The sequence below is a fragment of the Pseudomonas sp. 8Z genome, from assembly GCF_902506535.1.
Taxonomy (GTDB): domain Bacteria; phylum Pseudomonadota; class Gammaproteobacteria; order Pseudomonadales; family Pseudomonadaceae; genus Aquipseudomonas.
This window is the reverse complement of the sequence record NZ_LR733827.1, coordinates 1,804,466-1,831,300: the sequence shown is the minus strand read 5'-3', so window position 1 is coordinate 1,831,300 and position 26,835 is coordinate 1,804,466. Positions and strand designations below refer to the sequence as shown.

Sequence of the window (26,835 nt, the reverse complement as noted above, 5' to 3'; positions counted from 1 at the left end):
GCCGCGCCGGATGCTCGACTACAAGCTCGATGAAGCGCTGCGCTCGCTCGATGGCGTGCAACTGGCCAAGGTGGCCGGGCGCCTGGTGCGCGTGTCCGGCCTGCTGCTGGAAAGCCTCGGTTGCCAGCGCAGCACCGGCCAGCGTTGCCGCGTCGAGCAGGCCGACGGCAGTTTGCTTGATGCCCAGGTGGTCGGCTTCAATCGCGATATCACCTATCTGATGCCGTTCAAGAAGCCGGTTGGCCTGGCTGCTGGCTCGCGGGTGTTTCCGGCCAAGGATGAAGCCGTGCTGCACATCGACGAGTCCTGGCTTGGCCGTGTGGTCAATGGCCTCGGCGAGCCGCTGGACGAGCGTGGCAAGCTGGGTGGGCGCGATCCATTGCCGGTCGAGCTGCCCACGGTCAACCCGCTCAAGCGGCGTCCGGTGGAAGAGCCGCTGGACGTTGGCGTGCGCGCCATCAATGGCTTGCTGACTTTGGGCAAGGGCCAGCGCGTCGGCCTGTTCGCTGGCTCCGGCGTGGGTAAGAGCGTGCTGCTGGGCATGATCACCCGGCAGACCAAGGCCGACGTGGTGGTGGTCGGGCTGATCGGCGAGCGTGGTCGTGAGGTGCAGGAGTTCATTCTCCATGCGCTTGGCGAGGAGGGCCTGCGCAAGGCCGTGGTGGTGGTCGCACCGGCCAACGAGTCGCCGCTGATGCGCCTAAAGGCCACCGAGCTGTGCCACAGCATCGCCGCTTACTTCCGCGACCAGGGCCAGGACGTGCTGCTGCTGGTTGACTCGCTGACCCGCTACGCCATGGCCCAGCGCGAAATCGCCTTGGCCCTCGGCGAGCCGCCCGCGACCAAGGGTTATCCACCGTCGGTGTTCGGCATGCTGCCGGAGCTGGTGGAAAGTGCCGGTAACGGCGAGAGCGGCAGTGGCAGTCTCAGCGCCATCTACACGGTGCTGGCCGAGGGCGACGACCATCAGGATCCGATCGTCGATTGCGCACGGGCGATTCTCGACGGCCATATCGTCCTGTCGCGGCGCCTGGCCGATGTCGGCCACTACCCGGCCATCGACATTGCCGCCTCGGTCAGCCGCTGCATGAGTCAGGTCGGCCAGCCCGCACACTTGGGCGCGGCGCGGCAGTTCAAGGAGTTCTACAGCACCTATGAAAAGATCAAGGAGCTGATTCCGCTGGGCGGCTACACGCCCGGTATGGACGCCAAGACCGACCGCTCCGTGCAGTTGGCACCCAGTCTCGAACGCTTCCTGCGCCAGGAGGTCGGTGCCAGCGCCGAACTCGGCGCGAGCCTTGTCGCCTTGCAGAGCATCATCAAATGAAACAGCAGATCGAGGTACTCGGGCGCCTGGCCAGTCTGCGCGGCAACAAGGTGCAACAGATGCTGGGCCGCGTGGCCTATCAGCAGAACCTGTGTCAGCGCTATCGCAACAACATCGCCGGCCTTAGTCGCCTGTGCGGCTTCACCGTGCCGATGACCACGCCGCTGCAACGCGACAACCAGCAGCGCTACAAGGCGACCCTGTACAAGATGGTCGAGCTGCAGCGGCGCGAGCTGGCGATGGCCGAAGAGAACCTGGCGCGCATTCAGCGTGAGCTGCTGGCGGCCATGCGCAGCGAGAAGGTCATCACCCAGTTTCTCGATAGCAAGATGGGGCAGTGGCAGGACGAGCTTGCTCGTCAGGAGCAGAAGATTCAGGATGGCCTGGCCGCACAGGCCTGGTGGCGAACTCAGGTCGGGTAATTTTTTCACCCGCGTATTTAAGTGCAGGCACTGTGCGGTCGCTCTTAGGCCATAACCCCACGAGTTGGATGCAATCATGGAAATCAGCCGGCACCTCAAGCCCAGCCTCAACCTGCCCAGCGACGCGCCGGCCCAAGTGCAGAGCGTCAGCGCGCAGCCGAGCGCCAGTTCCGTGCGCCCGGCCGCCAGCACCGAACCCCGTCTGGATGAGCTGCAGTCGGCTCTGCGCAGCCTGCCGGAGGTCGATCTGGACAAGGTTGCCACGCTCAAGGCGGCCCTGGCCCGTGGCGAGTTGGTCAGTGATCCGCAAGCCCTGGCTGGCAGCATGTTGACCTATCACAGTGGTAGCGATGCGTGACCACCACGCGTGAGCAACAGTTGTTGCAGGTCGTTGAGCAGGATCTACAGCAGGACTGCGCCGACTACCTGACCTTGCGTAGTTTCATGCAGGAGCTTTACCAGCAGTTGCTCAAGCGGGACAGCCAGCAGATCGACTTGCTCAACGAGCAGATCCTGCCATTGGTCGATCAGGCCCGGCAGCGCGCCGAGCGTCGTAGCAAGGTGCTCACGGCCTTGCGCCTGGGCAGTGGCCATAGCGGTATGCACAAGCTGCTGGCGCGTTATCCGCAGACGCAGCGCAACAACCTCGAACTGACCTGGCAGCAACTCGGCCAACTGGCCGGACAGTGCAAGCGCCTTAACGAGCGCAATGGCAAGTTGCTGGCGATGCATAACGAGATTCTCGAACAACTGCTCGGCGAGCCAGGTGCCGGGCAGCTTTATTCGCCGCAGCCGTATTGAGTGGTTTGGCCTTTAGGGGCGGCGATCTGCATGAGTCCAAGCTGAATGCCTTTGGTGGACTGGACATCATGGGTGGGCTGAAGCCCACCCTACCGGCCTCAGCCTTGTAGGGTGGGCTTTAGCCCACGCGGAACCGGATCTTAGCCCGGCCCACGCAACGCCCCTGACGCTCATGTCCCGGTCTCAAAGCGCCTGCCGCGCCGTGCTAGACTCGCGCGCTTTCGCTCTGTGGTGATTTCTCTTCGTGCCTCACGCCGCCCTCGCTCATCCGCCCCGTTGGTTGACCCAGGCTCAGTTGCATCCGCAGTCGAGCACCGCTGTGCGCGAGTGGTTATTCAATGAAGATTCGCTGACCCGACGCCTAACGACCCTGTCCCAGAATGGCTTTTCCGTGCTGCCGCTGGACGAGGGCTGGCAACGTCTGCGCCTCGATGAATGTGCCGCGCTTGGTGTGGCCGATGGCAGCCAGGGTTGGGTGCGCGAGGTGTACCTGCGTGGCCATGAACAGCGCTGGGTATTCGCCCGTAGCGTCGCCGCCCGTAGCGCCCTGGAGGGTTCCGGGTTGAACCTGGCCGAGCTGGGCAGCCGTTCGCTCGGCGAGCTACTGTTCAGTGATCGCGCTTTCGACCGGGGCGAACTGCAGGCTTGCCGTTATCCCGCCGCCTGGCTGCCGGATGCTGTGCGCGAAGAGCGCTTGTGGGCACGGCGTTCCTGCTTCAGTCGGGGCGCGTTGGGGGTGCTGGTGGCCGAGGTGTTCCTGCCGGACTTTTGGCGGGCGGCGGGTATCGAGGCGTAGGCTGCGCAGGTTATACCGGCTGCCTGTTGGGCCATGGCGTACTGCTTCGCGCTGACTGCATGGATGCGCAGGAGGTAGAGCGACGCAGGAAGCCAAAGCCGAGTACGCCCTACGCGTTGAAGCGCTTGCTGTAAGGGTGGATGGATAAAGCGCCATCCACCCTACGGCGGTAAGCCCCGTATAATCCGCGCAATCTGCACGGAGACGCCGCGATGTACACCCGCCTGCTGCAATCGACTACCCGCCTGCACCCACGCGCCTGGGACTTCATCCAGTTGATGCGCCTGGAAAAGCCCATCGGCATCTACCTGCTGCTGTGGCCGACACTGTGGGCGTTGTGGGTGGCAGCAGGGGGCGTGCCGAGCGCGAAGAACCTGTTCATCTTCGTCGCCGGGGTCATCCTCATGCGCGCCGCCGGCTGCGTGATCAATGACTACGCCGACCGCAATTTCGACGGCCATGTCAGCCGCACCAAGGCTCGCCCGCTGGCCAGCGGCAAGGTCAAGCCGCGCGAGGCGCTGGTGCTGTTTGCTGTGCTGGTGGCGCTGAGTTTCGTGCTGGTGCTGTTCACCAATGCCACCACCATCTGGCTGTCGTTCGGCGGCCTGGCCCTGGCCGCCTGCTATCCCTTCATGAAGCGCTACACCTTTTATCCACAGGTGGTGCTCGGCGCGGCCTTCTCCTGGGGTATGCCGATGGCCTTCAGCGCCGTGACTGGCGAGCTGCCGCCGCCCGAGGCTTGGCTGCTGTACATCGCCAACCTGCTGTGGACGGTGGCCTACGACACCTACTACGCCATGGCCGACCGCGAGGACGACCTGAAGATCGGGGTGAAATCCACCGCCATCCTGTTCGGCGACGCCGACCGCCTGATCATCGCTACCCTGCAGGGCCTGGCGCTGCTCTGCCTGCTGCTGGCCGGTGCGCGCTTCGAGCTGGGTCTGTGGTTCCAGCTTGGCCTGCTCGGCGCCGTGGGTTGTTTCGTCTGGGAATTTATCAAGACCCGCCGCCGTGAGCCGCTGGTGTGCTTCCAGGCGTTCTTGCACAACCATTGGGCAGGGCTGGCGATTTTCCTGGGGATCGCGCTCGACTATGCCCTGCGCTGAGAGCCCCTGAGTTGCGCCAGAGGTTTGGCGGTACCACTGCGCTGTCACATCGCTGCAATAATTTCGTTATCTAATGCGGCGCAGACAGATGAACGTATAGAGGCTAAGGCCCCATGGTTGGCAAGAACATCCTGATCGTCGATGACGAAGCACCGATCCGCGAGATGATCGCGGTGGCCCTGGAAATGGCCGGCTACGAGTGCCTAGAGGCGGAGAACGCCCAGCAGGCTCATGCCGTCATCGTCGACCGCAAGCCCGATCTGATCCTGCTCGACTGGATGCTGCCCGGCACCAGCGGCATCGAGCTGGCGCGTCGGCTCAAGCGCGACGAGCTGACCGGTGATATCCCGATCATCATGCTTACCGCCAAGGGTGAAGAGGACAACAAGATCCAGGGCCTGGAAGTCGGCGCCGACGACTACATCACCAAGCCGTTTTCGCCGCGTGAGTTGGTCGCCCGTCTCAAGGCCGTATTGCGCCGCGCGGGTCCCAGCGACAGCGAGACGCCGATCGAAGTCGGTGGCCTGCTGCTCGATCCCATCAGCCATCGCGTCACCATCGATGGTAAACCGGCTGAAATGGGCCCGACCGAATACCGCCTACTGCAGTTCTTCATGACTCATCAGGAGCGTGCCTACACCCGTGGCCAGTTGCTCGATCAGGTCTGGGGTGGCAACGTCTACGTCGAGGAACGTACCGTCGACGTGCACATCCGCCGCCTGCGCAAGGCGCTCGGCGAGGCTTACGAAAACCTGGTGCAAACCGTGCGTGGCACCGGCTATCGTTTCTCCACCAAGGGTTGATCGCCCGCCCACATCTTTTATGCCTGCCGTACGACAAGGAAGCGCCGCATCGTGAACCAAGACTGGCGTGGCGCCGTGGTGCGCCGTCTGTTGCTGCTGATCGGCGCCTGCCTGTTGCTCGGTTTTCTTACCGACCAATACGCCTGGGTGCTGGCTATCGGTCTGGGGATCCACCTTGCCTGGACGCTGAGCCAACTGTTGCGCTTGCACAAATGGCTGCGTGAGCACCGCCCGGACGAGCCGCCGCCTGATGGCTATGGCCTGTGGGGTGAGGTGTTCGACAGCATTTACCACCTGCAACGGCGCAACCAGAAGGCGCGCGGTCGTCTGCAGGCGGTGATCGACCGTGTGCAGGAGTCCACCGCCGCGCTCAAGGACGCCGTGGTGATGCTCGATAGCCAGGGCAATCTGGAGTGGTGGAACCTGGCTGCGGAAACCCTGCTGGGCCTGAAAACACCACAGGATAGTGGTCAGCCGTTGGCCAACCTGGTGCGCGATCCACGCTTTAAAGAGTACTTCGAGCGCGGCAATTATGCCGATTCGCTGGAAATTCCGTCGCCGGTCAATGACCGGCGCTACCTGCAAATTCACATCACCCAGTACGGTAACCGTGAGCACCTGCTGCTGGTGCGTGACATCACCCGGCTGCATCAGTTGGAGCAAATGCGTAAGGATTTCGTGGCCAATGTATCCCACGAGTTGCGTACGCCGCTGACGGTTATCGCCGGTTATCTGGAAACCCTTCTGGACAATGTCGACGCGATCAATCCGCGCTGGCTGCGCGCTCTACAGCAGATGCAGCAGCAGGGCGCACGCATGCAGACCCTGCTCAATGATCTCTTACTGTTGGCCAAGCTGGAGGCTACCGACTACCCCTCGGGCAATCAGCCGGTAGCGGTTGACCTCTTGCTGCTGTCGATCAAGAACGACGCCCAGGCGCTTTCGGCCGACCGCCATCACCGCATCAGTCTGGAGGCCGACCCTCACCTGAAGCTCAAGGGCAGTGAGGCAGAGCTGCGCAGCGCCTTCTCCAATCTGGTGTTCAACGCCGTGAAATACACCCCAGCAGACGGCGAGATCCGTATTCGCTGGTGGAGTGATGAGCGGGGCGCGCACCTGTCAGTGCAAGACTCCGGCATGGGTATCGAAGCCAAACATCTGCCGCGTCTGACCGAGCGCTTCTACCGCGTCGATTCCAGCCGTGCCAGTACCACGGGTGGCACCGGTCTTGGCTTGGCGATCGTTAAGCATGTGCTGTTGCGTCATCGCGGCCATCTCGAAATCAGCAGTGTGGTGGGCCGCGGCAGCACCTTTACTTGCCAGTTCGCCCCGGCGCAGATGATACGGCGCAGCCTTTGATGGCTTGCAATCGCTGCGCACTGCCCCCAACCTAGGCCGATCATTGGCCAAGCCCGATATCCATGGACCCCTCCACGAGTCTCTCCGCCTCCACATACCTGGCCGACTTTGGCCTCATGCTGTTCGCCCTGTTCCTGGTTCTGCTCAACGGCTTCTTCGTCGCCGCCGAGTTCGCCATCGTCCGTCTGCGTGCCACCAAGGTCGACAGCCTGGCTGAGGCCCACGGCTGGCGCGGGCGCATCCTGCGCACCGTGCACAACCAGATGGATGCCTACCTCTCGGCTTGCCAACTGGGCATCACCCTGGCCTCGCTGGGGCTTGGTTGGGTTGGCGAGCCAGCCTTCGCCGAGTTGCTCACACCGCTGCTCGGCGCGCTGGGCATCGAATCGCCACAACTGGTGCACGGCATCGCTTTCTTCACCGCGTTCGCGATCATTTCCTACCTGCACATCGTCATCGGTGAGCTGGCGCCCAAGTCCTGGGCGATCCGCAAGCCGGAGATGCTCTCGCTGTGGACGGCGGCGCCGTTGTACGCCTTCTACTGGCTGATGTACCCGGCGATCTTCGTGCTCAATGCCAGCGCCAACGCCATTTTGCGCGTTGCCGGGCAAGGCGAGCCGGGGCCGCACCACGAACACCATTACAGCCGTGACGAACTGAAGCTGATTCTGCATTCCAGCCGCGCCAGCGCCGACAACGATCAGGATTTGCGCGTGCTGGCTTCGGCCGTGGAACTGGGCGAGCTGGAGGTGGTGGACTGGGCCAACTCGCGCGAAGACCTGGTCTTCCTCGAACTCCACGCCAGCCTCGATCAGGTGTTCACCACCTTCCGTCGGCACAAGTACAGCCGCTACCCGATCTTCGACGAGAGCAAGGGCGAGTTCGTCGGCGTGCTGCACATCAAGGATCTGTTGCTGCAATTGTCGCTGCTGGAGATGTTGCCCTCGGCGCTCAAGCTGGGCGAACTGATGCACCCGCTGGAGCGGGTCAGCCGCCACCTGCCGCTGTCGCAACTACTCGAACGCTTCCGCCAGGGCGGCGCGCATTTCGCCCTGGTCGAGGAGGCCGATGGTAAGGTGATCGGTTACCTGACCATGGAGGACGTGCTCGAAGCCCTGGTTGGCGACATCCAGGACGAACACCGCAAGGCCGAGCGCGGCATCCTCGCCTATCAGCCGGGCAAGCTGCTGGTGCGTGGTGATACGCCACTGGCGAAGATCGAGCGCCTGCTCAGTGTCGACCTCGACCACATCGAGGCCGAGACCCTCGCCGGGCTGATCTACGACAGCCTCAAGCGCATGCCCGAGGAAGAAGAGGTGTTGGAGACCGACGGCCTGCGCATCATCGTCAAGAAGATGAAGGGGCCGAAGGTGGTGCTGGCCAAGGTGCTCAAGCTCGACTGAGGCCTCGCCAATCTGTTGCTTCAGGCCAACGCCGAGCGAGGGCGCGATGGCCGCTCTGCGAGCAGCGCAGCGGTCAGTACCAGAGCGCCGCCGAACCACTCCCCTGGGCCGAGTTGACGCTCGCCAAAGGCAGCCGCAGTGAGCACGGCGACCACCAGCTCGACCAGCACCAGCACGGCTGCACGGCTGGCGTCGACGTGGCTGAAGCCATATTGCGCGGCGCTCATGGCAGTGAGCCAGAACAGCCCGAACAGGCCCAGTTGCAGCCATTGCCCTGGCGCCACCGCAGGCAAGGCGATCTTCTGCAGCAGACAGAACAGCCCGCCGGTAATTGCTGCGCCGATGAAGGCGGCGAGCGCCTTGCTGGCCAGCGGCACCTGCTCTGCTGAGCGGGTGGCTAGGTTGTTGGCAGCGAAGGCGATGCCCGCCGACAGCGCCAGCCAGTCGCTCCCCTGCAACGGACGGAAGGTATCGGCATCGATGCCCAGGGTCAGGGCGATACCGAACATGGCCAGCAGCACGGCACCGATACGGCTGGCAGTGAGCTGTTCGCCGAGCAGCAGACGGCTGCCCAGCAGGCTCCAGACCGGTGCCAGGTAAAACAGCAGCATGGCGCGCACCACGTCGCCTTCGGACAGCGCTCCAACCAGCCCGGCGGTTGCCCAGCCGCCACACAGGCAGACCACGGCCAGGGCGCGGCGCTGCGGCCACCAGGCGTGCCGCTGGATCAGCAATACCGGCATGGCGAGCAGGCACAGCAGGCTGTAGGTGTAGACCACCACGGGCATGCCGGACAGGCCCTGTGCGGCCAGGTGTTCCAGGGGTATCCAGCCTAGGCCCCAGAAACTGGCGCCCAGTAGCAGAACGACTTCCGGTCGCATCCCAATCTCCCATCCAGGCGCCGTCAGTGGCGGCCTGGCATCTGTTTATCGATGAGGCCCGAGGTGCCATCAGATGTCCGAGCCGAATGACTTCGGGCAGCAAGTCCGGTGCCAGTCGCGCTCAAACGCATGGATTGGGGAGAGTACCGGCGCGCTGCTCTCTTGCCGCGCACCAAAGTCATGCAGGTGCTTGGCTTTGGTGCGGGCGGCGAAAAATCCGACGAAAGGCCCGCCCTAGAGCCATCAATGCGACCTTGGTCGAGCATGCGGGAGGCGTCTGCGGGCCTAGACTGCCGCACTTTCCGTGACCCGACCCGTTGAGGTTCTTGCGATGCATTGTGATCGTGTGCGGCTGCCTGCGCTGCTGGATAAGGTAATGACGGCGGCTGAAGCGGCCGCGTTGATCGAGGACGGCATGACCGTCGGCATGAGTGGCTTCACCCGCGCAGGCGAGGCCAAGGCGGTGCCGCTGGCGCTGGCCGAACGCGCGCGCCAGCAGCCGCTGAGCATCAGCTTGATGACCGGCGCGAGCCTGGGCAACGACCTCGACAAGCAACTGACCGAGGCCGGTGTGCTGGCGCGGCGCATGCCGTTTCAGGTCGACGCCACGCTGCGCAGGGCGATCAACGACGGGCGCGTCATGTTCATCGACCAGCACCTGTCGGAAACCGTCGAGCAACTGCGTAACCACCAGCTCAAGAAGCCCGATATCGCCGTGATCGAGGCGGTGGCCATCACCGAGCAGGGGCATATCGTGCCGACCACCTCGGTGGGCAACTCGGCCAGCTTCGCCATCTTCGCCGAGCGCGTGATCGTCGAGATCAACCTGGCGCACAACCCCAACCTCGAAGGCCTGCACGACATCTACATCCCCACTTACCGGCCGACGCGCACGCCGATCCCGCTGACCCGCGTGGACGACCGCATCGGCGCCACGGCGATTCCGATTCCGGCAGAGAAGATCGTCGCCATCGTCATCAGCGAGCAGCCGGACTCACCCTCCACCGTGCTGCCGCCGGACGCCGAAACCCAGGCCATCGCCGACCACCTGATCGCCTTCTTCAAGCGCGAAGTGGACGCCGGGCGCATGAGCAACAGCCTCGGCCCGCTGCAGGCCGGCATCGGCTCCATCGCCAACGCGGTGATGTGCGGCCTGATCGACTCGCCGTTCGAGGGCCTGAGCATGTACTCCGAGGTGCTGCAGGACTCCACCTTCGACCTGTTCGACGCCGGCAAGCTGGCCTTCGCCTCGGGCAGCTCGATCACCCTCTCGGCGCGGCGCAATGCCGATGTATTCGGCAACCTGGAGCGCTACAAGGATCGGCTGGTACTGCGCCCGCAGGAGATTTCCAACCACCCCGAGGTAGTGCGGCGTCTGGGCATCATCGGCATCAACACGGCGCTGGAGTTTGACCTGTACGGCAACGTCAACTCCACCCACGTGGGTGGCACCAGGATGATGAATGGCATCGGCGGCAGCGGCGATTTCGCCCGCAACGCCCACCTGGCGATCTTCGTCACCAAGTCCATGGCCAAGGGCGGGGCGATTTCCAGCGTGGTGCCGATGGTCAGCCACGTCGACCACAGCGAGCATGATGTCGACATCCTCGTCACCGAGCAGGGCCTGGCTGACCTGCGCGGGCTGGCGCCACGCGAGCGGGCTCGGGTGATCATCGACAACTGCGTGCACCCGGATTTTCGCGCTGCGCTGAACGATTACTTCGAGCGTGCGTGCCAGCGTGGCGGCCATACGCCACATATCCTGCGCGAAGCGTTGCAGTGGCACATCAATCTGGACGAAACCGGGCGTATGCTCGCCAGTTGATGGCCTATGCTGGCTGGTACCCCTGTCACTGGCTACTCGGCGTGCGTCTGGCCAGTTGGCGTCTGATCCAGTAGGGTGTTGCTCGCCAGCCTTTCGGGAGGCCGATCCATGCGCAAGTGGCAATGCATCGTCTGCGGTTTCATCTACGACGAGGCCCTGGGCCTGCCTGACGAGGGCATCGCCCCTGGCACGGCCTGGGAAGACGTGCCCGCCGACTGGCTCTGCCCCGATTGCGGCGTGGGCAAGGCGGATTTCGAGATGATCGAAATAGCCTAAGCGCCTATCAGCAGGCGTGAACAGCGGACAATAACGACGGCCAGCAGGCCGTCGCGTCGTTTTTGTAGCGAGGAAGCAGCGTATGAGTGCACCTGTCGTCATCGTCGGTACCGGCTTGGCCGGTTATAACCTGGCCAAGGAATGGCGCAAGCTCGACAGCCAGACGCCGCTGCTGCTGATCAGCGCCGATGACGGGCGCTCCTATTCCAAGCCGATGCTGTCCACCGGCTTCGGCAAGAACAAGGATGCTGACGGTCTGGTAATGGCTGAGGTCGGTGCCATGGCTGAGCAGCTCAATGCCGAAATTCGTACCCATACCCGCATCACCGGCATCGATCCCGGCCACCAGCGTCTGTGGATTGGTGAAGAAGCGGTGCCGTACCGCGATTTGGTGCTGGCCTGGGGCGCTGAACCGATTCGCGTGCCGGTGGCCGGTGATGCTGAGGACGCCATCTTCTCCATCAACGACCTTGAAGACTACGCGCGCTTCCGTGCGGCGGCTGTTGGTAAGCAGCGTGTGCTGATTTTAGGAGCCGGTCTGATCGGCTGTGAATTTGCCAACGATCTGCGCCTGGGAGGCCTTGAGGTGGACGTGGTGGCGCCCAGCGAGCAGGTGATGCCCGGACTGCTGCCAGCGGCGGCTGCGGCGGCGGTGCAGGCCGGTTTGCAAGGGCTGGGCGCACGTTTTCACCTAGGCCCAACCCTGGCCAGCCTGCAGCAGCAGGGCGAAGGGCTGCAGGCGCATCTGTCCGATGGCACGCTGATCGACTGCGATCTGGTGGTGTCCGCCGTTGGCTTGCGTCCACGCACCGCGCTGGCTGCTGCGGCGGGGCTGGATATCAACCGCGGGGTGATGGTCGACCGGCAGTTACGCACCTCCCACACCAACATCTTCGCCCTGGGCGACTGCGCCGAGGTCGATGGCCTCAACCTGCTCTACGTCATGCCGCTGATGAGCTGTGCCCGCGCCCTGGCCAAGACCCTGGTTGGCGAGCCGACGGCTGTGGCTTACGGCCCCATGCCGGTGACGGTGAAGACGCCGGCCTGCCCGCTGGTGGTGTCGCCGCCGCCCTTTGGCCGCCAGGGTGAGTGGACGGTTGAAGGCGAGGGCGCCGATATCAAGGCCTTGTGCCGCGATGCCGATGGCGCCCTGCTTGGCTATGCCCTGACCGGTGCGGCAGTGCAGGCAAAACTGGCGCTGAACAAGGAGCTACCAGCGTTATTGGCGTGATTGTGTCGCGTTCTGTCGGATACGCCACGAAAAATTGCCTGTAAAGCACCCCGCAGCACTGGCGCGGTGCCAGCGGGCATGCCATTCTCCCCGAGTCTGCCGCAGCGCAGAGCTGTTGCGGCGCCTTGGGCGCTGTTCTAAGAGCAGCACGGACACAACAACAAAAAACCGTCAAAGAGGCATTTATGCGTAAACCGGAACTCGCCGCCGCCATCGCTGAAAAGGCTGATCTAACCAAGGATCAGGCCAATCGTGTACTCAACGCTGTGCTCGAAGAAATCACCAATGCGCTGAACCGCAAGGACAGTGTGACGTTGGTGGGCTTTGGCACATTTATCCAGCGCCATCGCGGTGCTCGTGCAGGCAAAAATCCGCAAACCGGTCAGCCGGTAAAGATCAAAGCCAGCAATACCGTTGCTTTCAAGCCGGGCAAGGCGCTAAAAGACGCCGTCAACTAAGCGCCGTTCACTGCACGCCCCGCAACCGGCCTCTGTTTCGCAGGGGGCGTTTGCGGGGCGTGTCGTTTCAGGGGCGTGCCTTGGACAGGCTGTAGTCCTGCGAGAAAACCACTACAATGCGCGCCCATCCTCTTCGAACATGGGGCTTGTGCATGAAATTTCGTTTCCTTCTGTGGATGCTGGGGCGGCTGATGGCCAAGGCCAGTCGTGAGAATCCAGCGTTCCAGCAGCAACTGGAGGGGCGTGATCTGGTCTTTCAGTTGCACACCCTCGACGGCAAGCTGGCGCGCCATTACATCGTCAAGAACCAGCGTGTCAGCAGCCAGCGCGGCGCGGCTGAAGCCCCAGCCTTCGCCATCGGCTTCAAGGATGCCGCCTACGGCTTCGTCACCATGACTGCCAAGAACAAGCAACTGGCATTCATGCAGGGTATTCAGGACAAGAACATCCAGATCCAAGGCAATCCGGCGCTGGTCATGTGGTTCCAGGGCCTGACCAAGTACCTCATGCCGAAAAAGCCCGATTCGGCGAAAAAAGCTGCCTGACTGGCTGCGCCCTCGCGCTTTGGCTAGGCTGCCTGCACCTTCCTGTGGAAATCCGGCGATGCGTCTGCTTCTGTTGCCCTGCTTGCTGCTGTCGGCCGTTCTGGCGCGCGCCGAGCCTGTTGCTGCGCCTGCCTTGCTGCCATTGTTGGAACTGGCGGGGATTGATCTCCTTTGCCAGCAAGCAGCGCCTATGCTGCAACAGGGCCAGGAGCCGGGGCAGCAGAAACTCCTGCAAGAGCTGTTCGAAGGGGCTGCGTTCTGCCTTGAGCTGGCTGAGCGTACCGCGCCACACTTCGATGGCGAACAGATGCAGGCTGTGCGTGATCTGCTCGATGGTGCGCTGGCGCAACGCTTCACGGCTGCCGAGCGCGCCGTTGGCGTGAATCCCGAGGCCTTGGGCGACTACCGCGAACGTCTGCAACAACACCCTGTGCGTGGCGCTCGCCTGGATCTGGTGCAGCGCCTCGACCAGGCGACTCATACCACCGACTTGGCCAGCTTGCTGCGCTATGAGGTGGGCAAGACTCAGGCGCTACTGGCGTTGCGTGCGCGCGGTGAAAATCTGGACGAGAAATCGTTGCAGGAGCAAACCCAGGCGCAGGCCGAAGCCATTCGGCGCTCCAGCGAGTCGGCGGTGGAGTCCTTCATGCTCTATGCCTATCGCCAGATTCCTAGCGATCAGCTTGCTGAATATGCCGACCTTTACGAGCAGCCCAGCGTACGTTTGCTGTTTCGCACCAGTCTGGAGGTGGTGCCGCAGTTATTCGCCGAGCGCCGTCAGTTGCTGCGCCCTATGGTTGGTCAACCATAGGGCGCCAGTACCTACTCAGTGTGTCGGCTGGAACTGTGCGGCCAGTTCGCGCAGTGCGGCTTCGGCGCTGAGCACCTTGTTGACCGCGTCTTCGGCTTTTTCCCGAGTCAGGCCGAGTGCCTCGAACAGCTCACCAGGGATCTCTCCCTGCGGCCCTGCGCCGATGCCGCGATTACGCAGCAGGCTGACGGCCAGGCACACCAGATTGGGGAATACGGCGTTGTCGCTGGCATAACTTGGGTCGTGCTGAAAGCGCAGGGCGCAGGCCAGTTCTTCAGGCATGTCCCAATGGCGCATCAGCCAGGCGCCGATCTGCTCGCGGGTGATGCCCAGCAGGTGCTGTTCGATATAGCTATGCGACAGGTGCGGGTTGACCTCCAGGTGGCGGCAGATCAGCGAGAAATGCGGCGGGAAGACGTGCGCCAGCACCAGATAACCGAAGTTGTGCAGCAGCCCGGCGAGGTAGGTCAGCCCGGCTTCCGGGCGTTGTGCGCGGGGCATGGCGCGGGTCAGACCTTCGATCACGGCAGCGCTGTAGATCGCCTGTTGCCAGTAAGGCGTGGCGTGCTGTGGTTGATCCTTGGGCAGGCTGAGAGTTTTGCCCAGCGCCAGGCCGAGGGCCAGGTTGATCACCAGGTCGAAGCCCAGCACGCGAACGATGGCGTCTTCCACCGAGCGAATCTTGCCTGGGGCGGCGTAATAGGGCGAAGCCGCCCAACTGACCACCTGGGCGGCCAGAGCCGGGTCGGTTTCCACCACGCCGGTAATATCGTCGACTGTCGCATTGGGATCGACGCGTAGTTTGATGATGCGCTGTGCGGTTTCCGGCAGCGGCGGGATCTCGATGGTTTCTTCCAGGCGCTGCTGGATGCGGCGCGCGGTGAACGCCTGGACGGCCTGGGTGATTTCTGCACGGTCGTCATCGGGGCGGTCGAGGTTCAGGCGGATGGCGCTGACCGGCTCGCCGAAGTGCGCGGCGCTGGCTTTGCTGAGCAGGGTCTTGAAGGCATCCGTGGGGACTTCCAGCAGCACGCCTGGCTGGCCAGACTCAATCAGCAGGCTGGGAGCCTGCAACAGGCGCTCTTCGTACAGGCAGGGCGAACTGGTCAGCGCTGGCAGCGCCGGCAGGCTGGCGAGCTTGTGTTTGCCGAGCATGCGCTCAAGGCGATCCGGTTTGACGGCGGTGAGCTTGCGCCCGGTGAGTTCAGCCAGACGGGCCAGGTCGAGCAGATGGCTGCGCGGGTAAAGTACCAGTAGGGCGCCAACGGCGTCATCGAGTAGAACGGCCTGAACGCGTGCCTCGGCGGGCTGGCCCGGACGCTCGGCGCAGACGCGGTAGGGCAGGTTGAGTTTCTCCAGTAGCTGCAGGATGACGGCGGGCGGCTGCGGGATGTTGGCGAGGGCGGCTTCGGTCATATGGGTATCCAGCGTTGGCGCATCTGATCTGGAGTATAACCAGTAGGGCGTTGCGCATTGAGTCTTGACGATGATTGTCCTGTGCTCTGGCTCATACTTGACCGTATTGTTGGCCGTGACGCAACCAGCGCTCCAGCAATGGGGCCACATGTTGTGGCCAATGTTCCATGAGCGCCTGTGCGGCATCGCGCACCGTCGGCAGTAAATCGGCATCGCGCATCAGGTCGGCAACCTTGAATTGCAGCAGGCCGGTTTGCCGCGTGCCGAGCATCTCGCCAGGGCCGCGCAGTTCCAGATCCTTCTCGGCGATGACGAAGCCATCGGTGGTTTCGCGCATGATCGCCAGGCGCTCACGGCCCAGTTGTGACAGTGGCGCGTGGTAGAGCAGCACGCAGTGGCTGGCGGCGCTACCACGGCCTACGCGGCCACGTAGTTGGTGCAGTTGGGCCAGGCCCAGGCGTTCGGGGTTTTCAATGATCATTAGGCTGGCATTGGGCACGTCGACGCCGACTTCGATCACCGTGGTGGCCACCAGCAGTTGCAGGTGCCCCTGTTTGAATGCGTCCATCACCGCGGCTTTTTCCGCCGCTTTCATGCGTCCATGGATCAGGCCGACACGCAGTTCGCCCAGGGCAGCGGAGAGCTCCTCGAAACTGGTTTCGGCGGCCTGGCAGGTGAGCTCTTCGGACTCTTCGATCAGGGTGCATACCCAATACGCCTGGCGACCCTGTTGGCAGGCGTTGCGCACCCGCTCGACCACTTCATCGCGGCGGCTGTCGGCGATTACCAGGGTGTTGACTGGGGTGCGGCCTGGAGGCAGTTCGTCGAGGATCGAGGTGTCCAGGTCGGCGTAGGCGCTCATCGCCAGCGTGCGCGGGATGGGCGTGGCGGTCATGATCAACTGATGCGGGCAGAGGCGTCCGTCGATGCCCTTCTGGCGCAGTGCCAGGCGCTGCTGCACGCCAAAGCGGTGTTGCTCGTCGATGATCACCAGGGCCAGACGCTGGAATTTCACTTCGTCCTGGAACAGCGCATGGGTGCCAACCACCATCGGGCAGCCACCCGCGATCTGCTCCAGCGCCGCTGCGCGCGCCTTGCCCTTGAGCTTGCCGGCCAGCCAGGCAACATCCAGGCCGAGCGGTGCCAGCCATTTGCTGAAGTTGAGAAAGTGCTGTTCGGCAAGGATTTCGGTCGGCGCCATCAGCGCCACCTGATAGCCGGCCTCCAGCGCCTGCAGTGCAGCGAGGGCAGCGACCACGGTTTTGCCTGCTCCCACGTCACCCTGCACCAGGCGCAACATGGGCTCGCTCTGCGCCAGGTCGTAAGCGATTTCGGCGCCTACACGCTGCTGGGCGCCGGTGGGGGCGAAACCGAGGTTTTGCAGATAGAGCTGTGGCAGTTTCTGTGCTGGTGGTAGGGCCGGTGCCTGCTGGCGCCGTACCTGCTCGCGCAAGCGTTGCAGGGAGAGCTGGTGGGTCAGTAATTCTTCGAACGCGAGGCGGTGCTGCGCCCAGTGGCGACCTTCGGCGAGTTCTTCGACGTCGGCATCCGGTGGCGGTCGATGCAGGTAGCGAATGGCCTCATCCAGCGGCGCTAGGCGGTAGTCGCGGGCGATTTCGTTGGGCAGCCAGTCCGGCAGGCTGTGTGGCCCCAGGCGCGCCAGTGTCTGTTGGCTGAGCTGGCGCAGGCGCTGCTGGGTCAGGCCCTCGGTGGTCGGGTAGATGGGTGTCAGACTCTGCTCGACCGGAGCGGGTTCGTCGCCGTTCTGCGCGCGGTATTCCGGGTGGTAGATCTCCAGGCCGGTAGCACCGGGGCGCACTTCGCCGTAGCAGCGCAGGGCGGTGCCACGCTTGAGGCCGTCCTTCTGCGCCTGGCTGAAGTGGAAGAAGCGCAGGCTCAGGGTACCGCTGCCGTCCTGCAGACGTACCAGCAGGCTGCGCCGCCGACCCATGACCACGTCAGCTCCGGCGACGATGCCTTCGACCACCGCATCCTGCCCAGGACGCAACGCGCCGATGGGGGTGATACGGGTGCGATCCTGGTAGCGCAGCGGCAGGTGGAATAGCACGTCTTGCAGGTTTTCCAGACCGACCTTGGCAAGTTTCTCCGCTAGGGCTGCGCCAACGCCTTTGAGCGCGGTGACCGATACCGTTGCCAGCTCGCTCACGCCGACCTCAGGCGCTCTTGGCCTGCGGACGGGCCACTGAGCACAAGCGGATGGAGTCGGCCAGCACCTCGATTGCATTGGGGCGCGGGAAGCTGGCGCGCCAGGCAATCGCCACGGTGCGGAATGGCGTCGGCGCGCTGAGCGGGCGTACTTCGATCACGCCGGGTGCGTAGTGGTGGCTGTCCACTGCCGAGAACGGCAGGATCGATACGCCAAGGCCTGAGGCGACCATGTGGCGGATGGTTTCCAGTGAGCTGGACTCGATCGTGGTGTGCTTGGCCGGATCATCGCTGCCCTTGCGCAGCGATGGGCAGGCTTCGAGTACCTGATCGCGGAAGCAGTGGCCTTCGCCGAGCAGCAGTAGGCTTTTGTCGTTGAGCAACTTGGGATCGATGCTTTCCAGCGCTGCCCAGGGATGCCCTGCCGGCAAGAGCGCATAGAAGGGCTCGTCGTACAGCGGCTTGGTCAGTACGTCGGCCTCCTGGAAGGGCAGTGCGATGATGATGGCGTCCAGCTCACCGGTGCGCAGCTTGTCGCGCAGCACGTGGGTGAAGTTCTCTTCGATGTACAGCGGCATATCCGGGGCGACCCGGTGCAACTGTGGAATCAGGTGAGGGAACAGGTAGGGGCCGACTGTGTAGATGGCGCCGATCTTCAGCGGCGCGGCCAACTGGTTCTTGCCGGCCTGGGCCAGTTCGCGGATGCCTTGGGCTTGCTCCAGTACCTTCTGCGCCTGGGTAACGATGCCTTCCCCTACGGGAGTCAGGCGTACGGCGCTTTTGCTGCGTTCGAAGATCAGTACGCCGAGCTCGTCCTCCAGCTTCTTCACGCCCACTGACAAGGTCGGCTGGCTAACGTGACAGCGCTCGGCTGCGCGGCCGAAATGCTGCTCCTGAGCGAGGGTGACGATGTAACGCAATTCGGTGAGGGTCATAGTCTTTTTCCATTGAGCTGCGGCAAGCATAGCGGCTGTAGTCAATGGAACCAAGCGCCCGCAGCCGCGTGCTGGGGCGCTTGTTCGTCAGCGCCGCTCCAGCGAGTAGGAGAAGGGGGCGACGATTTCCAGCGTGCCGTTCTTGAGCAGCTCTGCCGGTGGTTTCGGCAGCGGTTGCGCGCGGCGAATGGTTTGCAGCGTGGCGCGGTCAAGCGAGGCGCTGCCTGCTTTGTCTACCAGGGAGTAGGACAGCACCATGCCGTTGGCATCGACCACGAAACGCAGGCGGTTGGTGCCCTTGATTCCGCGACGGCGTGCATCTTCCGGGTAGCGTTTGTAACGCGCCAGGTGGTTGAACAGTTCACTCTGCCAGGTGCGTTCGGCTGCGCTCGGAACACTCGGTGCAGCCAATTGCGGCGCGGCCGGTTTGCTCTCGCTGGGCTTGTCGTTGGCGGGGGCGACATTTTCCTTGACGCTCTCGCTCTCCTGCGGCTTGACCGGTTTCGGCTCAGGCGGCTTGGGTTTTGGCGGTTGCGGCTTGGGCTTCGGTTTTGGCTTGGGCGGCAGGGCGATCTGCGGCTTGGGCGCTTCGACAACCTTGGGTTGTGGCTCGGGTTCTGGTTCCGGCGCCTGCACCGGCGGTGGGGTCGGCGCAGGAGTGGGGGCCGGCAGCGGCTCCAGTTCGATCATCATGGCGGCAGGCGGCAACTCCAGCGGCTGCGCCTTGACGGTCCAAAACATCATCCACAGCCCGACCGCCACATGCAGGCCGAGGATCACCAGCAGGCTGAGGCCCCAGCCGGACAGCTTGCGTACGTTGGCCATCAATTACCGACCGTCTCCAGGCCTACCAGGCCGATCTTCAGATAGCCTGCGCTGCGCAGGGCGTCCATCACTTCCATCAGGCGACCGTAATCGACCTTCTTGTCACCACGGACGAAGATGGTCTTTTCCTTGTCGGACTGGGTCAGCTTGTCCAGCGTAGCGCCGAGCTGCTGCTCTGCGACCTGCTCGTTGTCCAGGTACAGGCTGAGGTCTTCCTTGATGCTGAGGTAAATCGGCTTGTCCGGCCTTGGCGCGGGTTTGGCCGTGGAAGCGGGCAGGTTGACCTTGATATCCACGGTGGCCAGTGGTGCCGCGACCATGAAGATGATCAGCAGCACCAACATCACGTCGATGAACGGCGTGACGTTGATCTCGTGGGTTTCCTGCAGGTCGTCGCCTTCGTTGAGATGGATGCCCATGGCTTACCCCGCTTTGACCATGTGCGGAGCCTGGCGCTCGGCTGGCAGGTGGTCGAGGTCACGGCTGACCAGCAGCAGCACCTGCGCCGAGGCGTCGGCGACCTGAGCCTTGTGGCTGGCGATGGCGCGGGCGAAAGCGTTATAGATGACGACTGCGGGGATCGCCGCAACCAGACCCAGAGCAGTAGCCAGCAGGGCTTCGGCGATACCCGGTGCGACTACGGCGAGGTTGGTGGTCTGCGATTTGGCGATGCCGATGAAGCTGTTCATGATGCCCCAGACGGTGCCGAACAGGCCGACGAAGGGGGCGGTCGAGCCGATGGTGGCAAGAACGCCAGTGCCTTGGCTCATCTGCCGACCGCTGGCGGCTACCAGGCGTTCGAGACGGAAGCTGACGCGCTCCTTGATGCCGTCGATCTCGCGCACGCTACCGGAGAGTTTCACTTCCTCCAGCGCATCTTGCACCAGACGATGGGAGATGCAGGCTTCGCCATTCATGCTGTTGCCGGCTTCCTTGAGGGTGCGCGAGGCTTTCAGGGTTGGCAGCTCACGACTCAGGCGGCGTTTGGCGCGGATCAGCTCGACGCTCTTGGCCAGCCACACGGTCCAGGTCAGGACCGAGGCCAGCAGTAGGCCGATCATCACCGACTTCACCACGATATCGGCGTTCTGGTACATGCCCCAGGGCGAGAGATCGTGCCCGGCCAGCATGCCTTCTTCTTCAGCGCCGTTGGCCGCACTGTCCAGGTCGTTGGAGGGGGTGAGCAGCGGGTCGATCGCGGCCAGGGTTTCTTCGATCTGCGCGCTGGGCACGCCTTGGGCGGTCAGTGTCTGGCGCGTAGTTTCGCGGATTTGCTCCGGTGTGGCCTGTGGGCCGAGTGCCTGCAGCTTGCTGTTCAGCTCCTCGTTACCGGCTGGCAGGGCCGTTTGCAGCGATGCCAGGGGCGCGTTGCTATCTGCTGGGGCGGCTGCGGCAGTCGTTGCCGGGGCGCTGCTGGACTCTTCGGCCAGCGCCTGAGTACCTGGCAGCAATGCCAGGCTAAACAGGAGTACTGCCAGCGCTTGGGCGCGACGGAAAGGCGAGGAGGGCTTGGCGTTGGGTGCAATGGGTTTCATGGTCGGACCTGAACGATGAATTGCGTTATCACCCGTCGGCGGGCGTTGGCGGGCAAAGGCTATTAGTATTGCAATTAATTCTTGTTTGTTAAAGTGATAATGTAACACTTACGCCTGTTTTCCCTGTGTGTTTGCCGCTTTAGAGCGCTGCCTCTATCCTCGACCTTTTGCGGAGGCCCTGCCGATGTCCGAAAAACCTCGTGTGCTGATTGCCGGTTGCGGTGACGTAGGTGGCCGATTGGCGCTGCGCCTGCATGCCAAAGGATGGATGGTGCATGGCCTGCGGCGTAATGTGGCGGCATTGCCTGGGCAAATCCTGGCTGTGCCGGGTGATTTGCAGGTCGCGGCCTGTCCTGCTGCTTGGCCGCGGGAGCCACTCGATTATCTGGTGTACTGCGCGGCCGCTACTACGCACGATGAGGCAGGCTACCGAGCGGCTTACGTCGAGGGGCTGCGTCATGTGCTGAGCTGGCTGGCGCAGCATGGTCAGCGTCCACGGCGCCTGTTGTTTGCTTCGAGCAGCGGGGTGTACGGGCAGCAGGCGGGGGAGTGGATCGACGAAGACTCGCCCGCTGAGGCGCAAAGCTATTCGGCGCTGATCATGCGCGAGGCTGAAGCCCTAGCCTTGAACAGCGGTCTGCCTGCAACCACGGTGCGCCTGACCGGCCTTTATGGGCCGGGGCGCGAGTGGTTGCTCAATCAGGTGCGCAGTGGCTACCGGGTGAGTGAGACGCCAGCGCTATACGGTAATCGTATCCACGTCGATGATGCCGCCGGGCTGCTCGCCCATCTGTTCGAAGCCGATGCTCAAGGCATCGCGCTGGCCGACTGCTATCTGGGGGTGGACGATGAGCCCTCACCGCTGCATGAGGTGGTGGCCTGGTTGCGTGAGCAACTGGGCGTGAGCCACTGGAGCGATGAGTCGCAGATCCGCCGTGCCGGCAGCAAGCGCTGCCGCAACGCCCGCGCCCGCGCGTTGGGGTGGGTGCCGCAGTACCCCAGTTATCGCGAGGGATACAGCGCGATTTTGCAGGGCGTGTGAGGGTGGACGGCAACCGCCTGCTGGCCAAGCCCTGGTTGCCGGGTGTGGAGCTCTTTCATGCCGATTTTTCCGGGCAGGCCTTTGGGCGTCATAGCCATGATGCCTTCGCCATCGGAGCCATTGTTGCGGGTGTCGGTGGCTACCAGTGCCGAGGCCAGCGCCATGCTTTGCCGGCTGGCACCCTATCGCTGATGAACCCCGAAGAGCCGCATACCGGCCATGCCGAGTCGCAGCGGCTGATTTATCGCATGCTTTATGTTGAAGAGTCGCGATTGCCGTCGTTGCTCGGGCGCAAGCGTTTGCCTGATGGTTTTCGCATGCTCAATCCGCAGGATGATGGGCGGGTCGCAGCCGGGTTGGCATGCCTGGCCGGTGAGTTCGAGCGTGGTGATGCGTTGGCGCTGGAAAGCGAGCTGCTGGCGCTGCTTGAGCTGGTGTTCGTGCGCCATGGCGGCCTGCGGGCGGCGCGGCCAAGTGTGCGCGACGGTGGTGCCACGGCGCAGGTGCGTGACTATCTGGAGGCTAACTATGCCGAGGCAATCAGTCTGGAGCAGTTGGCTGATGGGGTGCAGCGCCATCCGCGTCATCTGATTGAGGCGTTTCGCCGGGTCTATGGCGTGCCGCCGCATACCTATCTGTTGCAGCGCCGAGTGCGTGAGGCCAAGCGCTTACTACTCGGAGATCAATCGCCGCTTGCGGTAGCGCTGAGCCTGGGCTTCTACGATCAGGCTCACTTCTCCGGCACGTTCAAGCGCTTCACGGGCGTAACGCCTGGGCAGTTTCGCCGCACTGCGCTGGTCTGAGTTTTCTCCAATACTGGCGCCATCATCTCTGGCGAGACTGGCCTCCTTTTTTCAAGGAGGTCTTTTGCGATGCTCGCGTTGTTTCTGTTGGTCGCTACTACTCATTTCGCCGCGCTGTTGTCGCCGGGGCCGGATTTTTTCCTGTTGATTCGCACGGCGCTGGGTGAAGGCCGCCGCCAGGCTGACGGCTGTGCAGGCGGAATCGCCTTGGCCAATCTATTGAGCATGGCGTTGGTGCTGATCGCATTGGGGGTGCTGCCGACCCGTGGCGGCATGTGCTGGCAGGTATTGCAGGCGCTGGGTGGTGTTTACTTCGTCTACAGCGGTGTACAGGCGTTGCTTGCCAGGCGCGACCTGCATCTGGCAGCAGGCGAGCAGCGGCATGAGGGCAGTTGGTGGCGCGGTCTGTTGCAGGGCCTGCTGGCCAGTAGCTGCAACCCCAAGTTGCCCTTGTTCTATGCCGGGCTGTTCGGCGTGCTGCACGAGGCGGCCATGCCGATTTGGGCGTTGGCGCTGGCCATGCTGTGGATGACGCTGGTGGTATGGGGCTGGGATTTGACCCTGGTGCGCCTGTTGGGGCATCGGCGTTGGCGCAGCAAGCTACAGCGCCAGGTGCGTTGGCTGGATCGTGGTTGTGGTGTCTTGCTCGTGGCCTTGGGGTGTGGGTTGCTGCTCGGCAGCGTGACCTGAGCGCTGCCGAGGCGGGTTACTTGCGCTTGAGCAGCCAGCGTTGTGGGCCGGGCTGGTACGCGGGCATTTCGTCGAATTGGGCGCGATTCTCGGCATCAAAGATGCGCAGTTGATTGCCTTCGTGGACAAAGATCCAAGGGCTGCCGTGTTCGCCCAGTTGCAGCCAGATGCTGTCGTTTTCGCCACTCATAGCCGCGCAATCACCGGCTAGGCACAGAGCGTAGCGCTCGGCGCCCGGTAGGCCTTCGACCGTGCCATCGGCTGCGAAGCGCACGAGACCGCCACGGCCTGGGCCTTTTTCGATCAACCAGTCGCCACCCAGATAGGCGCGATACAGTGCGCGCTCGAAGTGACTGCCGGGCGCTGCTTGCGCGTCGGTGCCGGGAACGCGGGTGAATGGCTGCTCAGGCCAATAATCGCTGGCATCCTGAATCAGCTTCTCGCCCTGCAGGCTCAGATGCTCGCGGTAGTCGCCGTAGAAGGTGACCTGCCAGTGCTGCGGATCAAGACGCTGCAGGCGCCCGTCGGCAATCTCGAAGCCATTGCTGTAGGTGGCTTGCTGGCGGGCTGTATCGATCTGCCATTCCAGGTTAGGGCCGTAGGCCGCCAGTGCTTCACGTAGGCGACCGCTCTCACGGGCGGCATCGATGGCAGCCTGGTTGATCCAGATGCCATTGGGGTTGTCGTTCGGCTTGCTGGCGCATCCGGCCAGGACGGCGCTGCACAGCAGCAGGGCGATCAGGCGCATGGTGATCTCCGCGCAGGGAGAGAAGTGAGTAGGCGGGGCTGAGCCCCGCCAGTGGGCTTATTCGATGACCAGAATAGCGTCCATTTCCACCTGCGCACCGCGCGGCAGAGCGGCTACGCCGATAGCGGCGCGGGCTGGGTAGGGTTGCTCGAAGTAACGGCCCATGACCTCGTTGACTTTGGCGAAGTGCGAGAGGTCGGTGAGGAAGATGTTCAGCTTGACGATGTCCTTGAACGAGCCACCGGCGGCTTCAGCCACGGCCTTGAGGTTCTCGAACACCTGTACGGTTTGTTCCTCGAAGCCTTCGACCAACTCCATGCTCACTGGATCCAGCGGGATCTGCCCGGACATGTACACGGTGTTGCCGGTCTTGATCGCCTGGGAGTAGGTGCCGATGGCGGCGGGGGCCTTATCGCTGCTGATAACGGTCTTGCTCATGAATCGCTCCTTGTGAGAACTGGCTAGGTTGAGCGCCTAGCCTACAGACTGGAAATAGTGAGGGTGTGTCAGGCGCGTACTCGGGTGATACGGGCCACGCCTTTGAGTGCGCGCAATTTCTTGATCACCCGTGCCAGGTGTACGCGGTCATGCACGCTGATCACCAATTGCACCACACTGATACGGCCGTCGCGCTCGTCCATGCCGATCTTCTCAATGTTGCCATCGGCGGCATTGACGCTGCTGGCCAGCAGGGCGATCAGGCCGCGCTGGTGCTCCAGCTCGACGCGCAGTTCGACGTTGAACTCGCCGGTAACGTCTTTGGCCCAGTTGAGCTGGATGCATTTTTCCGGGTTGTGGCGGATCTCGGCGATGTTCCGGCAGCTCTCCATGTGCACCACCATGCCTTTGCCGGCGGACAGGTAGCCGACGATGGGGTCGCCCGGAATCGGCGTGCAGCATTTGGCATAGCTCATCACTAGCCCTTCGGTGCCGCGGATCGCCAGCGGCCCCTCGCTGCTGGGCAGGGTGTCGTCACCGCTTTCGGCCAGCAGGCGACGAGCAACCACGTAGGCCATGCGGTTGCCCAGGCCGATGTCTTCTAGCAGATCCTCGATGACGTCCTGGCGGTACTCGCCCAGTACGGCCTGCACGCGCTCCGGGCTGATTTTCTCCAGATGCGTGTCGAAGCTGGCCAGCACCTTGTTCAGCAGGCGTTCGCCGAGGTTGATCGATTCCGAGCGACGTTGTTGTTTGAGGGCGTGACGAATATGGGTGCGCGCCTTGCCGGTGACCACGAAGTTGAGCCAGGCCGGATTCGGTCTGGCGCCCGGCGCGGTAACGATTTCCACTGTCGAGCCGCTTTCCAGGGCTTGCGACAACGGCGCCAGGCGGCGGTTGATACGGCAGGCAATGCAGGTATTGCCGACGTCGGTATGCACCGCATAGGCGAAGTCGACCGCTGTGGAACCCTTCGGCAGTTCCATGATGCTGCCCTTGGGCGTGAACACGTAGACCTCGTCGGGGAACAGGTCGATCTTCACGCTCTCGATGAATTCCAGCGAGTTGCCGGCGCGTTGCTGCAGCTCCAGCACGCCCTTGACCCACTGCCGCGCACGGGCATGGTTGCCCTTGGGCGCCTCGTCCTCGCTGGATTTATACAGCCAGTGTGCGGCGATGCCGTTATTGGCCATCTCTTCCATCTCGCGGGTTCGAATCTGGATTTCGATGGGCACGCCGTGCATGCCGAACAGCGTGGTGTGCAGCGACTGGTAGCCGTTGGCCTTGGGAATCGCGATGTAATCCTTGAACCGTCCGGGCAGCGGCTTGTACAGATTGTGCACGGCGCCGAGCACGCGGTAGCAGGTGTCGACCTTGTCGACGATGATGCGGAAGGCGTAGACGTCCATGATCTCGTTGAACGCCTTACGCTTGCCGCGCATCTTCTGATAGATGCTGTAGAGGTGCTTCTCGCGGCCAATCACTTCGCCTTCCATGCCTTCGTGTTGCAGGCAGAGTTGGATCGATTCCTCGATCTTGGCGACGATTTCCTTGCGATTACCCCGAGCCCGGCGTACTGCTGCGCGGATGAGCTTGGAGCGCATCGGGTGCATGGCCTTGAAGCCCAGGTCTTCGAACTCCACGCGCATGTTATGCATGCCCAGCCGGTTAGCGATGGGCGCGTAGATTTCCAGGGTTTCCTTGGCGATACGGCGGCTCTTCTCGTGCGGCATGGCATCGAGGGTACGCATGTTGTGCAGGCGGTCGGCGAGCTTGACCAGAATCACGCGGATGTCGCGGGCCATGGCCATGGCCATCTTCTGGAAGTTCTCGGCTTGCGCCTCGGCCTTGGTCTCGAAGTTCATTTGGGTCAGCTTGCTGACCCCGTCGACCAGCTCGGCCACGGTTTCGCCGAATTGCGCGTTGAGCGCTTCCTTGGCGATACCGGTGTCTTCGATGACGTCATGCAGCATGGCGGCCATCAGGCTCTGATGATCCATGTGCATTTCGGCGAGGATGCTGGCCACGGCCAGCGGGTGGGTCACATAGGCTTCGCCACTGCGGCGGCGTTGGCCATCGTGCGCCTGTTCGGCGTAGAAGTAGGCTCGGCGAACCAGATTGACTTGGTCATGGCCAAGGTAGGCCGAAAGTCGGTCGGCGAGAGCGTCTATGCCAGCCATGGGAAGCTCTCCC

At 63.3% G+C, this 26,835-nt stretch carries 28 protein-coding genes; 18 read left to right on the top strand and 10 right to left on the bottom strand.

Translation table 11 applies throughout. The features are described from left to right. Window positions 1-10: 10 nt before the first annotated feature. The 9 genes from fliI (at window position 11) to AERO9A_RS21395 (ending at window position 8,017) form a co-directional block, all read left to right on the top strand. The gene (gene fliI / locus AERO9A_RS21435) at window positions 11-1,327 is read left to right on the top strand and encodes a flagellar protein export ATPase FliI (protein WP_159973908.1); all 1,317 of its coding nucleotides are present in this window, start codon (window positions 11-13) and stop codon (window positions 1,325-1,327) included. After that, entirely contained in the window at window positions 1,324-1,749 is a 426-nt protein-coding gene (locus AERO9A_RS21430; protein WP_159973907.1) for a flagellar FliJ family protein, read from the top strand. The genes fliI and AERO9A_RS21430 overlap by 4 nt, the downstream gene beginning before the upstream one ends. A 76-nt stretch (window positions 1,750-1,825) precedes the next feature. After that, window positions 1,826-2,107 (top strand): flagellar biosynthesis anti-sigma factor FlgM, encoded by a 282-nt coding sequence (gene flgM / locus AERO9A_RS21425; RefSeq protein WP_159973906.1) that lies wholly within the window; start codon window positions 1,826-1,828, stop codon window positions 2,105-2,107. Further along, the gene (gene flgN, locus AERO9A_RS21420; RefSeq protein ID WP_159973905.1) at window positions 2,104-2,550 is read left to right on the top strand and encodes a flagellar protein FlgN; all 447 of its coding nucleotides are present in this window, start codon (window positions 2,104-2,106) and stop codon (window positions 2,548-2,550) included. Before flgM ends, flgN begins: the two co-directional genes overlap by 4 nt. Before the next feature lie 244 nt (window positions 2,551-2,794). Beyond that, window positions 2,795-3,346 (top strand): chorismate lyase, encoded by a 552-nt coding sequence (locus tag AERO9A_RS21415; RefSeq protein WP_159973904.1) that lies wholly within the window; start codon window positions 2,795-2,797, stop codon window positions 3,344-3,346. A 212-nt stretch (window positions 3,347-3,558) separates the two neighbouring features. Next, complete coding sequence (ubiA, locus tag AERO9A_RS21410) at window positions 3,559-4,452, top strand: 4-hydroxybenzoate octaprenyltransferase (RefSeq protein ID WP_159973903.1); 894 nt, start codon at window positions 3,559-3,561, stop codon at window positions 4,450-4,452. A gap of 113 nt (window positions 4,453-4,565) precedes the next feature. Further along, window positions 4,566-5,255, top strand: a complete 690-nt coding sequence (gene phoB / locus AERO9A_RS21405) for a phosphate regulon transcriptional regulator PhoB (RefSeq protein WP_159973902.1) — start codon at window positions 4,566-4,568, stop codon at window positions 5,253-5,255. A gap of 48 nt (window positions 5,256-5,303) precedes the next feature. Next, window positions 5,304-6,614: a phosphate regulon sensor histidine kinase PhoR gene (gene phoR / locus AERO9A_RS21400; protein WP_372239714.1), complete on the top strand. Its 1,311-nt coding sequence runs from the start codon at window positions 5,304-5,306 to the stop codon at window positions 6,612-6,614. A gap of 62 nt (window positions 6,615-6,676) precedes the next feature. Then, window positions 6,677-8,017 (top strand): hemolysin family protein, encoded by a 1,341-nt coding sequence (locus tag AERO9A_RS21395; protein WP_159973900.1) that lies wholly within the window; start codon window positions 6,677-6,679, stop codon window positions 8,015-8,017. A 20-nt stretch (window positions 8,018-8,037) separates the two neighbouring features. Here the strand turns inward: AERO9A_RS21395 and AERO9A_RS21390 are convergent, their stop codons facing one another. After that, window positions 8,038-8,898, bottom strand: a complete 861-nt coding sequence (locus AERO9A_RS21390) for a DMT family transporter (protein WP_159973899.1) — start codon at window positions 8,896-8,898, stop codon at window positions 8,038-8,040. A gap of 331 nt (window positions 8,899-9,229) precedes the next feature. On the opposite strand from AERO9A_RS21390, the gene AERO9A_RS21385 reads away from it, so the two are divergent. From AERO9A_RS21385 to AERO9A_RS21360, 6 genes are all read left to right on the top strand, one after another. Next, on the top strand, window positions 9,230-10,723 hold the full coding sequence (locus AERO9A_RS21385) for an acetyl-CoA hydrolase/transferase family protein (protein WP_159973898.1): 1,494 nt from the start codon (window positions 9,230-9,232) through the stop codon (window positions 10,721-10,723). Between the two features lie 108 nt (window positions 10,724-10,831). Further along, on the top strand, window positions 10,832-10,999 hold the full coding sequence (locus tag AERO9A_RS21380) for a rubredoxin (protein WP_159973897.1): 168 nt from the start codon (window positions 10,832-10,834) through the stop codon (window positions 10,997-10,999). An 82-nt stretch (window positions 11,000-11,081) separates the two neighbouring features. Beyond that, window positions 11,082-12,230, top strand: a complete 1,149-nt coding sequence (locus AERO9A_RS21375) for an NAD(P)/FAD-dependent oxidoreductase (RefSeq protein ID WP_159973896.1) — start codon at window positions 11,082-11,084, stop codon at window positions 12,228-12,230. A gap of 185 nt (window positions 12,231-12,415) precedes the next feature. After that, window positions 12,416-12,688, top strand: coding sequence for an HU family DNA-binding protein (locus tag AERO9A_RS21370; RefSeq protein WP_159973895.1), 273 nt, complete (start codon window positions 12,416-12,418; stop codon window positions 12,686-12,688). A gap of 152 nt (window positions 12,689-12,840) precedes the next feature. Continuing rightward, complete coding sequence (locus AERO9A_RS21365) at window positions 12,841-13,233, top strand: helicase (protein WP_159973894.1); 393 nt, start codon at window positions 12,841-12,843, stop codon at window positions 13,231-13,233. A 58-nt stretch (window positions 13,234-13,291) separates the two neighbouring features. Beyond that, window positions 13,292-14,044 (top strand): hypothetical protein, encoded by a 753-nt coding sequence (locus AERO9A_RS21360; protein ID WP_159973893.1) that lies wholly within the window; start codon window positions 13,292-13,294, stop codon window positions 14,042-14,044. A 15-nt stretch (window positions 14,045-14,059) separates the two neighbouring features. Here AERO9A_RS21360 and AERO9A_RS21355 read toward each other — a convergent pair whose 3' ends face one another. The 6 genes from AERO9A_RS21355 to exbB all read right to left on the bottom strand — a co-directional run bounded on the left by AERO9A_RS21355 (window position 14,060) and on the right by exbB (window position 20,921). Beyond that, on the bottom strand, window positions 14,060-15,460 hold the full coding sequence (locus AERO9A_RS21355; protein WP_159973892.1) for an aminoacyl-tRNA deacylase and HDOD domain-containing protein: 1,401 nt from the start codon (window positions 15,458-15,460) through the stop codon (window positions 14,060-14,062). Between the two features lie 91 nt (window positions 15,461-15,551). Beyond that, complete coding sequence (gene recG / locus AERO9A_RS21350) at window positions 15,552-17,627, bottom strand: ATP-dependent DNA helicase RecG (protein WP_159973891.1); 2,076 nt, start codon at window positions 17,625-17,627, stop codon at window positions 15,552-15,554. A 7-nt stretch (window positions 17,628-17,634) separates the two neighbouring features. Next, window positions 17,635-18,561 (bottom strand): hydrogen peroxide-inducible genes activator, encoded by a 927-nt coding sequence (locus AERO9A_RS21345; RefSeq protein ID WP_159973890.1) that lies wholly within the window; start codon window positions 18,559-18,561, stop codon window positions 17,635-17,637. Window positions 18,562-18,648: 87 nt separating this feature from the next. Further along, window positions 18,649-19,389 carry an energy transducer TonB gene (locus AERO9A_RS21340; RefSeq protein ID WP_372239690.1) on the bottom strand — a complete coding sequence of 247 codons (741 nt, stop codon included), beginning with the start codon at window positions 19,387-19,389 and terminating at the stop codon, window positions 18,649-18,651. Continuing rightward, window positions 19,386-19,805 (bottom strand): TonB system transport protein ExbD, encoded by a 420-nt coding sequence (exbD, locus tag AERO9A_RS21335; protein ID WP_159973888.1) that lies wholly within the window; start codon window positions 19,803-19,805, stop codon window positions 19,386-19,388. The genes AERO9A_RS21340 and exbD overlap by 4 nt, the downstream gene beginning before the upstream one ends. Before the next feature lie 3 nt (window positions 19,806-19,808). Next, window positions 19,809-20,921 (bottom strand): tonB-system energizer ExbB, encoded by a 1,113-nt coding sequence (exbB, locus tag AERO9A_RS21330; protein WP_159973887.1) that lies wholly within the window; start codon window positions 20,919-20,921, stop codon window positions 19,809-19,811. Between the two features lie 184 nt (window positions 20,922-21,105). Between exbB and AERO9A_RS21325 the strand changes: the two genes are divergently transcribed. The 3 genes from AERO9A_RS21325 to AERO9A_RS21315 all read left to right on the top strand — a co-directional run bounded on the left by AERO9A_RS21325 (window position 21,106) and on the right by AERO9A_RS21315 (window position 23,456). Next, on the top strand, window positions 21,106-21,963 hold the full coding sequence (locus AERO9A_RS21325; protein ID WP_159973886.1) for an NAD-dependent epimerase/dehydratase family protein: 858 nt from the start codon (window positions 21,106-21,108) through the stop codon (window positions 21,961-21,963). Between the two features lie 2 nt (window positions 21,964-21,965). After that, entirely contained in the window at window positions 21,966-22,766 is an 801-nt protein-coding gene (locus tag AERO9A_RS21320) for an AraC family transcriptional regulator (protein WP_159973885.1), read from the top strand. A 69-nt stretch (window positions 22,767-22,835) separates the two neighbouring features. Next, complete coding sequence (locus AERO9A_RS21315; protein WP_159973884.1) at window positions 22,836-23,456, top strand: LysE family translocator; 621 nt, start codon at window positions 22,836-22,838, stop codon at window positions 23,454-23,456. 16 nt (window positions 23,457-23,472) lie between these two features. Here the strand turns inward: AERO9A_RS21315 and AERO9A_RS21310 are convergent, their stop codons facing one another. The 3 genes from AERO9A_RS21310 to spoT form a co-directional block, all read right to left on the bottom strand. Further along, window positions 23,473-24,204, bottom strand: a complete 732-nt coding sequence (locus AERO9A_RS21310) for a hypothetical protein (protein ID WP_159973883.1) — start codon at window positions 24,202-24,204, stop codon at window positions 23,473-23,475. A gap of 57 nt (window positions 24,205-24,261) precedes the next feature. Continuing rightward, window positions 24,262-24,642 carry a RidA family protein gene (locus tag AERO9A_RS21305; protein WP_159973882.1) on the bottom strand — a complete coding sequence of 127 codons (381 nt, stop codon included), beginning with the start codon at window positions 24,640-24,642 and terminating at the stop codon, window positions 24,262-24,264. Between the two features lie 68 nt (window positions 24,643-24,710). Then, window positions 24,711-26,822 (bottom strand): bifunctional GTP diphosphokinase/guanosine-3',5'-bis pyrophosphate 3'-pyrophosphohydrolase, encoded by a 2,112-nt coding sequence (gene spoT / locus AERO9A_RS21300; protein WP_159973881.1) that lies wholly within the window; start codon window positions 26,820-26,822, stop codon window positions 24,711-24,713. Window positions 26,823-26,835: the final 13 nt, after the last annotated feature.